11 protein-coding genes are annotated in these 12,343 nt (G+C 45.9%); 7 read left to right on the top strand and 4 right to left on the bottom strand.

Annotation, left to right across the window (positions count from 1 at the left end; all coding sequences use genetic code 11):
• Window positions 1-117: 117 nt before the first annotated feature.
• The gene (locus DTQ70_RS20095; RefSeq protein WP_122934491.1) at window positions 118-2,460 is read right to left on the bottom strand and encodes a glycosyl hydrolase family 28 protein; all 2,343 of its coding nucleotides are present in this window, start codon (window positions 2,458-2,460) and stop codon (window positions 118-120) included.
• 123 nt (window positions 2,461-2,583) lie between these two features.
• A complete protein-coding gene (locus tag DTQ70_RS31240; RefSeq protein WP_122932468.1) occupies window positions 2,584-3,138 on the bottom strand; it encodes an acyltransferase in 555 nt (184 codons plus the stop codon).
• Window positions 3,139-3,193: 55 nt separating this feature from the next.
• Here DTQ70_RS31240 and lhgO point away from each other — a divergent pair, with 55 nt between their 5' ends.
• On the top strand, window positions 3,194-4,399 hold the full coding sequence (gene lhgO, locus DTQ70_RS20105; RefSeq protein WP_122932469.1) for an L-2-hydroxyglutarate oxidase: 1,206 nt from the start codon (window positions 3,194-3,196) through the stop codon (window positions 4,397-4,399).
• A 45-nt stretch (window positions 4,400-4,444) separates the two neighbouring features.
• On the opposite strand, the gene DTQ70_RS20110 is transcribed toward lhgO, so the two are convergent.
• Both DTQ70_RS20110 and DTQ70_RS20115 read right to left on the bottom strand, forming a co-directional pair.
• Window positions 4,445-5,299 carry an FKBP-type peptidyl-prolyl cis-trans isomerase gene (locus tag DTQ70_RS20110; protein ID WP_164490127.1) on the bottom strand — a complete coding sequence of 285 codons (855 nt, stop codon included), beginning with the start codon at window positions 5,297-5,299 and terminating at the stop codon, window positions 4,445-4,447.
• A gap of 35 nt (window positions 5,300-5,334) precedes the next feature.
• Entirely contained in the window at window positions 5,335-6,606 is a 1,272-nt protein-coding gene (locus tag DTQ70_RS20115) for a pitrilysin family protein (RefSeq protein WP_122932471.1), read from the bottom strand.
• 116 nt (window positions 6,607-6,722) lie between these two features.
• On the opposite strand from DTQ70_RS20115, the gene DTQ70_RS20120 reads away from it, so the two are divergent.
• The 6 genes from DTQ70_RS20120 to DTQ70_RS20145 all read left to right on the top strand — a co-directional run bounded on the left by DTQ70_RS20120 (window position 6,723) and on the right by DTQ70_RS20145 (window position 12,293).
• The gene (locus tag DTQ70_RS20120) at window positions 6,723-7,625 is read left to right on the top strand and encodes a hypothetical protein (RefSeq protein ID WP_122932472.1); all 903 of its coding nucleotides are present in this window, start codon (window positions 6,723-6,725) and stop codon (window positions 7,623-7,625) included.
• Between the two features lie 86 nt (window positions 7,626-7,711).
• Entirely contained in the window at window positions 7,712-8,293 is a 582-nt protein-coding gene (locus tag DTQ70_RS20125) for a glutathione peroxidase (RefSeq protein WP_122932473.1), read from the top strand.
• A gap of 352 nt (window positions 8,294-8,645) precedes the next feature.
• Window positions 8,646-9,593 (top strand): N-acetylornithine carbamoyltransferase, encoded by a 948-nt coding sequence (locus DTQ70_RS20130; RefSeq protein WP_122932474.1) that lies wholly within the window; start codon window positions 8,646-8,648, stop codon window positions 9,591-9,593.
• A gap of 158 nt (window positions 9,594-9,751) precedes the next feature.
• The gene (locus DTQ70_RS20135) at window positions 9,752-10,270 is read left to right on the top strand and encodes an RNA polymerase sigma factor (RefSeq protein WP_028523966.1); all 519 of its coding nucleotides are present in this window, start codon (window positions 9,752-9,754) and stop codon (window positions 10,268-10,270) included.
• A gap of 45 nt (window positions 10,271-10,315) precedes the next feature.
• Window positions 10,316-11,218: a HEAT repeat domain-containing protein gene (locus tag DTQ70_RS20140; RefSeq protein WP_122932475.1), complete on the top strand. Its 903-nt coding sequence runs from the start codon at window positions 10,316-10,318 to the stop codon at window positions 11,216-11,218.
• Between the two features lie 55 nt (window positions 11,219-11,273).
• On the top strand, window positions 11,274-12,293 hold the full coding sequence (locus DTQ70_RS20145) for a hypothetical protein (RefSeq protein ID WP_164490128.1): 1,020 nt from the start codon (window positions 11,274-11,276) through the stop codon (window positions 12,291-12,293).
• Window positions 12,294-12,343: the final 50 nt, after the last annotated feature.

Consider the following 12,343-nt stretch of genomic DNA (forward strand, 5'->3'; position numbering starts at 1 on the left):
ACCGAGGCTACTTTGAATTACTCTAAAACTTTCGCTCAACTATTTAAATGGTTTTTTGTGTCGAATGGGCTTATTCGACATTCTGCATCGCTCGGGCGCCCCGTCTGCACTCAACATTTATTTCTTGATTACAACTTTGCTCTTTACTCCTACGCCAAGTTCTACTTCTTTTTTGGCGCCAGCCGCATCGGTGCGGAGCAGTTTGATGGACTCCGAACGGTCGCCCATTACTTTGAGCAATACGTCCTTGTCTTTTCCGTACGTAATGCCGTCGAGCGTGATGTTTTTGCTGTTTTGCACTTGCATCACCGTTTTGTCGCTGGTCAACATCGTGACGTTTTTGAGGTTAATATTTTCACCTTCTACGCATACCAAGCCCTTGTTGGCCTCGATGTAGGCATTGTCAATGTTAATATTTTTGATGCTCATTTCGGGCAAGCCTCGTACCATAATCGCCGTTTCTGCGCCTTTGCATACAATATTTTTGATGTAAAAGTTTTTAAACTGCGGCGTTCCTTCATTCAACGGCTCGGCTTTAATGACAGGCAACTCGTTGGATTCGCCTACCAACGCCACGGGATCTTTGGCCGCATAATACATGTCAAAAATGACGGCTTCGCCTGGGATTTCGGTCATGTTGATGTCGGTGACGTAAATGTCTTCTACTACGCCTCCCCGACCGCGGGCTGTCTTAAATCGAAGCCCCACGTCCGAGCCCATAAACGTACAGTTGGAAACAAACATATTACGCACGCCACCCGACATTTCGGATCCAATCACAAAACCACCGTGGGCGTGATATACCTTGCAATCTCTGACGATAAAGTTTTCGGTAGGCACACCACGTTTGCGGCCTTGCTCGTCGCGCCCCGACTTAATCGTAATTCCATCGTCACCCGTATCAAAAGTACATCCTTCCAAAATTCCGTTACGGCACGATTCCAAGTCGATGGCATCACTGTTTTGGGCGTACCAATAATTGCGCACATTTACGTTGCGAACGCTGATGTGGTCGCACAACAACGGGTGAAGCGTCCAAGCGGGGGAATTTTGAAACGTAACTCCCTCAATCAAAACACTTTTGCAACGGGTTAGACTTACCATATTGGGGCGGAGAAAATCTTTGTACGACGCCAATTCGGCTTGGGTTGGATGCACTCCGTTCAAAATACGACCCGCGTTGGGCGTGTTATTTCCCTTTTTCGACTGCTCCGACGGGTACCACATATCGCCTTTTTCGCTTATGACTCCTCCCGATTTTTGAAGAGCAATCCACTGCGAAGTCGTTTGTTTTTCGCGTTTGATGGCGCGCCAAACGTCACCACCTCCGTCGATAACGCCTTCGCCCGTAATACCGATATTGGTCAAGTCCACGCCCCAAATCGGTGCCTGACAACGGTACGATTCTTGACCCTCCCAGGTCGTAACCACAATTGGATAATCGTCGTGGTTGCGGCTGTACTGCAACAATGCGTTTTTGGCCAAGTGAAGATTCACGTTTTTTTTCAGCACAATCGGCCCCGTTACCCACAAGCCTGCGGGAATCAGGACGGTTCCGCCACCTGCCTCGTTGCACACATCAATCGCCTGTTGAATCGCCTTGGTGTTGACGGTATAACCATCGGCTTTGGCGCCGTAACGAACGATGTTAAACGTATCTTTACGAAACGCGGGCGTAGCATACTTGGGGAGCTCAAACGCGTATTTATTCGTGAACTCCGATTTTTTTACAAAACTTTTCAAATCAATCGGCAATTCCATAATACCTTCCATCACCAAACTCGCCATGACAGCAGCCCCGTATTTTGAGAAGTGGGTATCGTCGGTCAATCCTTTTGGATTTTTGGGGAAAACATTGGCTCCGTAGTGCAAAAACAACAACTTTGACGCCTCTACTCCGTGTTTTTCAATCACTTTTTGGCTTTTGGCGTGCAAGTCTATCATCGGCACTTTCAATTCTTTAGCCACCTCTTTCACTACTTGCGGATACTCGCCGTGCTGGTCCACAAACGCCCCATTTTCGTCAAATTTACGACGCATAACGGGCGTAATCAGCAACGGATTTCCACCTTTTGCACGGGTTTCGTTCACAAAACGAATCAAATTTTGGCGGTATAAAGTCTGTGCAGGAGCTGAGCGAGTGGTATCGGCCACTTTTTGGTCGTTGTGCCCAAACTGAATAAACACCCAGTCGCCCTTTTTCACCTGAGACACCACTTTTTGCCAACGGCCTTCGGTGATGAAGCTTTTGGTGCTACGACCATTCACGGCGTGATTCTGTACTTTTACCGCCTCGTTGAAATACGACGGCAGCACCATGCCCCATCCTGTTTCGGGCGCGTCGGCGGGGAGTTTATCGGCCAAAGTTGAGTCACCGCACAAAAAAATCGTCAATTTATCGTCGGCAGGGTGAAAGGCCGTCAGGGAAAGTAGCAGGAAAATACGAAGCAGTAGTTTCATTGGGTTGGTTTGAATAGCCATAATTTTCTACGAGATTAGCCCATAGAGTAGTACAAAACAACCTATTAATTGGATTTTTTTATGCAATCGTTATCGGTAACGTTGCCAAAAGCCCTGGTTTCTTTACTTAAACCACGGTTCCCAATCCAGACGGTACTTCAAACCGCTTTTTCGTTCGCCCACCACTTTGGCAGGCACGCCCGCCACCATCGCCATCGGAGCCACATCTTTGGTAACGATGCTTCCTGCTGCCACGACGGCTCCTCGACCAACCCGCACGCCTGGCATGATGGTCACACGGGAGGCAATCCAAGCGTAATCTTCAATGACGACGTCTTTGCCCCAAACACGATGAAAATCGTCGTGGGGGTCGTGCGAGAGTGTCCAAATGTTTACTTCTTGGGCAATATCCACGTGGTTTCCAATCACCAATCGCCCACCTCGACCATCCAATAACGTACGTTTATTGATAAAGCAGCCGTCGCCGATTTCGATGTTCTTTCCATTCCGAAACTCCACTTTCATCATCACAAACCCTTTTTTCCCCAGTTTGCTTACAGTTTGGTGAATGAAAAAACGCCGAACAACATGAAAGGGAATCGACATGACCCATTCTCGAAAGAGGTAATCTTTGAAGGCTAAAAAAGCCGAATAGAGCGCAATGATGGTTTTCTTCATGCTTCAAATGTAAGCAGATTCGCCTAACTTTGCAGCACACAAAACGCACACTCACTTGGAAAAAACATACGACATCATCATTGTAGGAGGCGGTATCGTTGGTTTGGCAACGGCGCTTAAACTCAAGCAACAACGTCCCAAGACTCGGTTGTTGGTGATTGAAAAAGAAGATGAAGTAGCCATGCACCAAACAGGCCACAACAGCGGTGTGATTCACTCGGGCTTGTATTACAAACCTGGTAGCCTCAAAGCAACCAATTGCATTCGTGGGTATCAGATGCTCATTGACTTTGCCGAGCAAGAAGGCATTCCGTATGACCTTTGTGGGAAAATTGTGGTGGCAACCCGCCCCGAACAAGTGCCAATTTTGGAAGGACTTTACGAACGTGGCTACCAAAACGGCCTGAAAGGCTTTAAGATGCTTGACTTGGCGGGTATGCGCGAATATGAGCCTCACGTACAAGGCATTAAAGGTTTTTTTGTCCCCCAAACGGGCATTATTAATTACAAGGCCGTTTGCGAAAAATACGCCGAAAAAGTGCGCGAATTGGGCGGAGAAATTATTTTTGGACAACGCGTTACGAGCATCCAGCAAGGGGAGAAATTCTCCAACGTCATTACGGAACAAAGTTACCACCAAACCAAACTCGTGATTAACTGCGCGGGGTTGTACTCCGACAAAGTAGCCCAGTTTACCCAGCAAGACCCGATTCACTTGCGTATTATTCCGTTCAGAGGAGAGTACTACGAAATTAAACCCGAGAAACAGCATTTGGTCAAAAACCTCATTTATCCCGTTCCCGACCCGAACTTCCCGTTTTTGGGCGTTCACTTTACGCGGATGATTGGCGGGGGCGTCGAAGCAGGACCAAATGCGGTGTTGGCTTTCCGCCGCGAAGGGTATAAAAAATTGGACATTCACGCCAAAGAACTTTGGCAAACGCTTACCTGGCCAGGTTTTCAGAAAGTAGCCGCAAAATATTGGCAAACGGGTTTGGGAGAAATGTACCGCTCGTTTTCAAAAGCGGCTTTTACCAAAGCCTTGCAAGAATTAATTCCCGAAATTAAAGAAAGCGACTTGGTGCCAGGCGGTGCAGGCGTGCGAGCCCAAGCGTGCGACCGCGACGGCGGCTTACTCGATGACTTCAGCATCATCGAACGCCCCAATGCCATCAACGTTTGCAATGCCCCTTCTCCCGCCGCGACTTCGTCGTTGTCGATTGGCCAAACGGTGGCAGAATTGGCCTTGAAGCGGTTTTAGTTTTATACGTGTTTGCGGTTACTCACAACCGCAAACACACTTTTCTTATTTATTCACAATCTCTACTTCAAAAAGCAGTGGAGCGTAAGGGCGAATCACAGAACCCGAACCAGTGGTGCCATATCCCAACGATGAGGGGAAGATGAGGGTGGCTTTTTCGCCGAGACGCATCTTGCTAATTCCTTCCTCAAAACCTTTGATTACACCGCCAGAACCAATTCTCACTGATATTTCTCCCGTATCAAACTGCTTGTCGGTCAGCAGTTTTCCTGTGTATTTCACCGAAACCACATCGCCTGATTTTACTTGGGCATTGGTAGTAGTAGTGGTTTGAATAAAGCGCAAACCAGAGGATGCTTTCTCAGTAACGGTTAAGCTTTTAGCCGCAATATAATCGTCGATTTGTTGTTCTTCGTTACGGACATTGACAATCTCTACCTCTGCCCCTACGGCCGAATAAGCAGGTAACTGCGCATCCGATTGGCTCCCAAAAGCAAGCGTATGGTTCATCAAAAACAGCCCTTGCTCACCTTTGCGCATCATAGAAATGCCTTCGTCCATACCAAGAATGAGGCGATTTACGCCGTAGATATACGAAAAAGGAACATTTTTAGAACGCTCGGTACTGTCAAATTTCACCCCCGACATTTTGAACAATGTATAGTGAATCGACACCTCATCCCCTTCGTTTGGTTTTTGACCCGTGGGATTGGTTTTCAAAATATTGTAATACAAGCCCGATGTACTTTTTTGCATCGTAAGTTGCTTCGACGAGATATAATTTTGAATCTCCAACTCGTTCTGTTCGTACTGTTTTTGTGCATCGTTTTCGAGCATGGTTTGACAAGAAACAATGCTCAGGGCGGATACTACCGCGATTACTAAGTGAATCTTCTTCATTTGTTTGTTGAGAGTGATTGGTATCAACTCTATTTTTATCCTACAATTACTTGTTGCAAATCTTCCCATTGCCAGTACTGATTTGCTATTTTTTGAATATCCTCTGCCGTAACGACGCGCAATCGTTGGATATAGTTGGAATAAAATTCAACATCTAGTCCTTCTAGTACCATCAGTCGCACGCGATCAGCAATTTCAAAAGGCGTATTGAGTGATCCCGCAAACTCTCCCGCTAAGTAATTTTTGACGGTTTCAAGCTCACTTTCTGGGACAAGCTCGGTCTGCAATCGGTGGATTTCTTTTTGGATTTCGTCCAAGGTCGCTTGGGCAAATTCTTTTTTAACATCAGTTCCAATCGCCCAATAACCCGCTTGACGCATCGGGACGATACTCGACGAAATGCCATAGGTAAAGCCTTTTTCTTCCCGAATATTACGCATCAATCGCGAACCAAAATAGCCGCCCAAAATTTCGTTGGCCACAATCATTCGGTAAAAATCAGGGTGTTGGCGTTTGAACAACATCCGCCCTACCCTTACCGACGACTGTACAGCGTCTGCTTTGTCAACCCACAAAGGTTCGGTCTGCGAAACAATTTCTAGCGACTTATTCACTTCGGGCGAAGGCACCACCAAATGTTGTCCCAAATACTGGTTGACCAAAGCCACCTCAGCGTCACCCACCTGTCCAGAAAGGAATACGCGAAAAGGACGCGCTTTGATGCGATTCGTATAAAAATTTTGTAAATCAGCTACCGAAAGGGCTTTAATTGATTTTTCGTTTTGGCTTTTTCCGTACGGGTGCGTCGCGCCAAATAAGCGTTCTTTGAAGGTAGTTGTGGCTACGTACGCATTTTTTTCGAGGTTAATCCGCAGGTTTTGAAGGCTGATATTGCGCAGGTCATTGAACTCTTTTTCGGGATAAGTTGCCTCGTGGATAAGTTCCGACACCATTTCGAGAATTGCCCCGAGGTGTTTGGTTAGGCCATACACCATAATATTGGCGCGGTCGGGCGTGTGGCTCAAATCGACAAAAGCCCCAATTTGGTCAAAATGCCCGCTAATTTGAGCGGATGTCCGTTTTTGGGTACCTTCTGTTAACATTTTTACTCCAAAAAACGACGCCCCATCGACGTCTTCGTGCCACGTTCCTGCCTCAAACAGTACTTCTATTCGCACAACGGGTTGCTCGCCAACGTTGGCCACAAATAGCGGCTGACCGTTGTCAAGCACAACGCTCTGATGCGAAGGAAACTGTACGGTTTGAATGGTGCGGAAAGCGGGCGGTATCGTTCTATCTAATTGCATATTGGTTGGAGTTCAAAATGAGGGTTTCAAAATTACGGACTGTTTTGGTTTGATAGGTATTTTTAAGTAAATCGCAGTACGCCACAATTTGTTCCCTGTTCAACCCCCATTCGATTATGTTAAACTTTCTACTGGCTGTTGTTTTCACGGTGTCGTTGTACTTGATTATGCGAGCGTTTCCTAAGTACAAAGTACAGCCTTTTCACGCGGTTTTTTTCAATTATTATTCGTGCGTGCTCATGGGGCTGCTTTTGATGCCCAACCGTCAGCAGTATTTTGGTACCGACTGGGGCTCTACGCCAACCTTATTGACACTGGCACTGGGGGCGATGTTTGTCGTGGTTTTTGCCCTTATTGGCATCACTACCACCAAAGTGGGCGTTACAGCAGCTTCGTTGGCAGGAAATATGTCGTTGGTGATTCCTGTATTGTTCGGACTATTTGTCTTCAAAAACAACAACAAAGACTTTACTTTTCTCAACTACCTTGGTTTATTACTGGCCCTTGTAGCGTTGGCCTTGAGTACGTTGAAAAAAAACAGCAACGCCGAATCTGTCAAAAAAGGAGCCGTGTTATTCTTACCCGTCATTCTCTTTTTGGCAAGTGGCACCAACAATACGCTTATTAATTACACCAGTTCTACTTCTTACCAGCCCAACGAATCATCGCTCTTTACGGCCATTGCCTGCACGGGCGCAATTCTGATTGGGAACAGTTATTTGCTCATTCGAGTCTTGTTTTTTGGGGAAAAGGTGCAGTGGCAAAGCATCGTCGGAGGGTTGATTTTGGGCTTTCCCAACTTTCTATCTTTTTATTTTTTATTGGGTGCATTGAGTGACTTTGGCAACAGCGCGGCCTTTGTTTTTCCGATTTACAACGTTTTAAGTATGCTAACGTCGGCTTTTATGGCGTGGCTTTTGTTCAAAGAAACCTTAGAGCCGCTCAACAAAGTGGGTTTAGCCATCGCTGTGTTGGCCATTTTTTTGATTTCTTACCAAGAAATTTTGAGTGTTTTGTAAGAAGAGAAAGTAAAATATTCCCTTTGCTCGAACATTCTAGGCAATAAGTTCGTTTTTAAAGCGCAACCATTAACACAAACTCACAAATGGCAACGATTAAATCTTTGTTTCTCATGCTATTATCGCTTTTATCAGGCATTTTTGCCAACAAAAAAGAAATTCAAACGAACACTGCCAACGTTAAACCTACCTCTTCTGTGTACGATTATAAAATGAAAGCCCTCATGGGCAGCGAACAAATCTCTTTGAGTAAGTACAAAGGCAAAAAAATTGTGTTGCTTAACGTCGCTTCAGCTTGTGGCTATACTCCTCAATACGCTGATTGGCAAAAATTCCACGAGCAATACGGCGATAAAGTGGTGGTTTTGGGCTTCCCTGCCAACAACTTCGGGTCGCAAGAATCAGGCAGTAACGACGAAATCGCTACTTTTTGCAAGAAAAACTACGGCGTAACGTTCCAAATGTTCTCAAAAATCGACGTGGTAGGCGAAAATCAGCATCCACTCTACAAGTGGTTGTCCAACAAATCGCTTAATGGCTGGAACGATAAAGCTCCTACTTGGAACTTCTGCAAATATGTAGTGGACGAAAACGGAAAATTGACGCATTTCTTTGCTTCAAAAATTAAACCTACTGACGAAGAATTCAAAAAAGCCGTAGGCATCTAATCAGAATGTCAAAAGGCAAATAAACGAATTACGAGTTTTCTTTTATAACGGTTGAGTGCAGCTTACTTAGGTGGTTGCGCTCAACCGTTTTTTGTTAACGAGGTTTTGAGAAACCTCGGCGTGGGTTATAGTAACCCACGTCACCGATATGAGTAGCCCACGTCACATCACCAGCAACCTGCGCCACTGATATGAATGTTATAATATACTTTTTATGGCAAAAATAAAGTCAATTTAACTTTAAAAAAGCGTTATTTTATAAATATATCTTAAAAGAGGGCGATATTAAAACAATTTTTCAAATTTTGTTTCTTTATAACTCCACCGCATCGACGATTCGATTTCTTTAACAATGCAACACTTTCTTTCTGTACACGACGTAACCAACATTGATACCCTTGTAAATGAAGGGCTTCAACTTAAAAAATCACCTTTTGCCCACAAGCACCTCGGCGAAAACAAGACCATTGGTTTGCTGTTTTTTAACCAAAGTCTTCGCACGCGCCTGAGTACGCAGCGCGCCGCTCAAAACCTTGGTATGAATACCATGGTGATGACCGTAGGGCAAGATAGCTGGGGCTTGGAATTGGAAGAAGGCGTAATCATGGACGGTGGAAATGCCGAACACGTGAAAGAAGCCGCCGCCGTGATGGGCAAATATTGCGATATTTTGGCCGTTCGGGCGTTTGCAGGGCTGCAAGACCGCGAGAAAGATTATGCAGAGTTAGTAATGACGCAATTCAAAAAATATGCAGGGGTTCCTATCGTCAACCTTGAGTCGGCGACGCGCCACCCGCTTCAATCTTTGGCCGATTGCATTACAATCGAAGAATACAAAACCACGGCACGCCCCAAAGTTGTGCTCACGTGGGCACCTCACTTTAAGTCACTTCCGCAAGCGGTGGCCAACTCGTTTTGCGAATGGATGACCCGCCGCGACGTGGAGTTTGTGGTAACTTACCCCGAAGGCTACGAATTGAATCCCGACTATCTGAACAACGCCAAAGTGGTCTATAACCAAGACGAAGCGTTTGCGGGTGCTGATTTTATTTACGCCAAAAACTGGTCATCGTACGAGCAATACGGCAAGGTGCTCACCAAAGACCCGTCGTGGATGATTACCCAACAAAAAATGGACTTGACCAACAACGGGAAATTTATGCACTGCTTGCCCGTTCGTCGCAACGTCAAAGTAACCGACGAAGTCATTGACGGGCCACAGTCTATCGTGGTGGAGCAGGCAGGTAATCGCCTCTGGTCAGCGCAGGCGGTATTGAAGCAGATTTTAGAAACGCTATAACGCTATTTTTCAACAAGTTACAACAAAAGCCTTTTGGTGAAATAGATTCATCGAAAGGCTTTTTTTATTTTTGGCAAAAAGTTTTGAAGATTTTTTTTGTTCCAGTGTAACCTTTGACCCCTCCTCTAGTAATCTCTTCATGAAAACCCAAACAGCGCATGACCGACGAACAGGCTATGTATGCGGTAAGTCAAGGAGATTTGGACAAAGCGGCCATTTTGTACGAACGCTACAAAAAATCGCTCCTTAATTTCTTTCTCTACCGCCAAAACGACCGCGAAAACGCCCGTGATCTTACCCAACAGGTATTTTTACGGATGCTACGCTATCGGCATACCTACCGCGAAGGGGCGTCGTTTAGGACTTGGATTTTGGAAATTGCGCGCAATGTGTTCTTTGATTACCTCAAAAAAAATCCAACCCATACAGACCTAAATGAAATAGCGGACATCGGCGATAGCTACGACGAAACCGAAGAACAACATCAGTTTTTGCACCGTGCGCTGGCTCAATTGCCTGACCAATACCGCGAAGTGCTTTTGCTGAGTCGGTTCCAAAACATGAGTTACGAAGAAATCGGCCAAAGTCTGGGGTTATCAGTGCCAAACGTAAAAGTGCGGGTCTTCCGAGCCATGCAAAAGCTCCGAGACTTATACATGAATGTTAGTAATCAATAAACAACAAAGGTTGGATTTGAGAATCCAACTCCACCAAGGAACAACATGCTAAACGAACAAATCATAACCGATTACTTATTAGGGCTTTTGCCAGAAGCCGAGCGGGTTGTGTTTGAACAACGCTTGGCCGTTGACCCGCTTTTACGAAAAGAAGTGGAAGAGCTGCAAGCAGTTTGGCAAGCACTGCAACGCACCGAAGCCGATACAGATAAAGACATGGACGATGCGTTTTACAAAGCCCTACAAGGAGAAAAAATGCTCGAAAGTACGGTAATTGCCTTTAAACCCACGCCGTGGAAAAGTTATTTACGGTACGCGGCCGCAGTCGCAGGGCTAGGGCTTACGTTTTGGGTAGGTCGTCAAACCGCCCCCGTCGAAATTCAGTACCGCACCGTGGCCGTACAAACGCCGTCGGAAGTTCCACAAAAAACAAAAGCAGAAACCCAAACTTCTACTGAACTGCCGATGGAGTTGGCCAACGTTTCAAAATCATCCAATCCGAATATGATGCAAGAAATTGCGTCGCTTCGGAAAGAAATGAAAATGACGCAGGAATTGGTTATTTTGGGATTATTGAAAGACCATTCAGCCTCTGAGCGCCTCAAAGGCATTAACTACGCCGCCGCGCTCAACGACCCCAAACCCGCCGTGATTCAAGCGCTTATCAACACCTTGCGGGACGACGAAAGTCTGAACGTTCGCCTATCGACCATCGAAACGTTGGAACGGTTTAAACCTACCGACGAGGTCAAAAAAGTACTCGTAAGTCAACTTACCCAAACCAGTGAGCCTACCGAGCAAACAACCTTAATCGAAACCTTAGTGCGCATGAGGGTTCGTGAAAGTTTGCCTGTCTTTGATAAATTACAAAAAGACACAAACGTGGACGAATCGGTAAGGGCATTGGCCAAAAGCAGTATGAATGAGCTTACTATGCTTACCGAGTAAGCAAACAATTAACACATTATCAACTCTTTTCATTAACACATTTATGTACAATCCCATGAAAACAGCCTCTTTTTTCATAGCCCTTTTCGTCGTTGCAACCACTGTAGTAGCGCAAGAAGCCAAAGTATTCAAGACCAAGTTTAGCGGGCCAGGCAAAAGCCTCGTCATGAACATCGATGCCAAACAACTCGACATGGAAGGCTACAACGGCGACGAGGTTATCATCGAAGCCAAAGATGTCCCTTCTGTACCCAAAGACGCCGAAGGACTCCGCCCTTTGTCGGCCACGGGCGTTGACAATACCAACATTGGGCTATCAGTCAATGCCAATGGCAACACGCTTACCATTACAACCGTGATGAAAGGTAAAACGATGTACAAAATTCGGGTTCCAAAAGAATTGGGCATTACAGTCAAAAAACGCCATTCCTGCTCTTGCAACGAAAACGGTATGAGTATTGCTGGCATGGAAGGCCCACTCGAAATCAACACCAATTACGAAGCCATTACGCTCACCGACGTATCGGGGCCGATTGTTGCCAATTCGCAGCAGGGAAAAATCAAGGTAATTTTTAACGATAAAATGCCTGACAAACCTTCGTCGATTGTCACGTATGGCAATGATGTGGACGTAACCGTCCCTGATAAAGCCAAGGTTTTATTCAGTATTTCATCGGCCAACGGCAATATGTTTACTGACCTTGATTTGAAATCTTATACGACGCCGACCAAAACCGAAGGTTCGGTAGAAGAAAAACGCGCGCTTGATGCTGTCATTGCCCAGCGAGATGCTGACCGTACCGTGACCGTAAACGGATATGCCTCTTCTTCGGGCTGGGGGCAGTCTAGGACTTTTTCTGGCTCAGCGGCGAGTGCTTCCGCGCCTGCCCCAAGTAGCGTCTATGTATGGGATGGCAATGAATGGAATGCGAATAATATCATCTCGACCAATGGCTTGTCTTATGCGTGGCTTGACTCCGACAAATCATTCCCCAAATACGTACTAAACGAACCACAAACCAAAATCATGCTTCGCACTACGCAGGGTAATGTTTATTTGAGAAAGAAAAAGTAACCCCCACAATTGAGGCTGGCCCAAAAAGCCAGCCTCAATACTAAAACAGC

The sequence above is a fragment of the Runella sp. SP2 genome (genome assembly GCF_003711225.1).
GTDB lineage: Bacteria > Bacteroidota > Bacteroidia > Cytophagales > Spirosomataceae > Runella.

Coding starts and splice junctions, on each gene's coding strand:
- DTQ70_RS20110 (WP_164490127.1), bottom strand. CDS start 5,299: ATGAAGAAGATTCACTTAGTAATCGCGGTAGTATCCGCCCTGAGCATT.
- DTQ70_RS20115 (WP_122932471.1), bottom strand. CDS start 6,606: ATGCAATTAGATAGAACGATACCGCCCGCTTTCCGCACCATTCAAACC.
- DTQ70_RS20145 (WP_164490128.1), top strand. CDS start 11,274: ATGAAAACAGCCTCTTTTTTCATAGCCCTTTTCGTCGTTGCAACCACT.
- DTQ70_RS20130 (WP_122932474.1), top strand. CDS start 8,646: ATGCAACACTTTCTTTCTGTACACGACGTAACCAACATTGATACCCTT.
- DTQ70_RS20125 (WP_122932473.1), top strand. CDS start 7,712: ATGGCAACGATTAAATCTTTGTTTCTCATGCTATTATCGCTTTTATCA.
- DTQ70_RS20140 (WP_122932475.1), top strand. CDS start 10,316: ATGCTAAACGAACAAATCATAACCGATTACTTATTAGGGCTTTTGCCA.
- DTQ70_RS20120 (WP_122932472.1), top strand. CDS start 6,723: ATGTTAAACTTTCTACTGGCTGTTGTTTTCACGGTGTCGTTGTACTTG.
- DTQ70_RS20095 (WP_122934491.1), bottom strand. CDS start 2,460: ATGAAACTACTGCTTCGTATTTTCCTGCTACTTTCCCTGACGGCCTTT.
- DTQ70_RS20135 (WP_028523966.1), top strand. CDS start 9,752: ATGACCGACGAACAGGCTATGTATGCGGTAAGTCAAGGAGATTTGGAC.
- DTQ70_RS31240 (WP_122932468.1), bottom strand. CDS start 3,138: ATGAAGAAAACCATCATTGCGCTCTATTCGGCTTTTTTAGCCTTCAAA.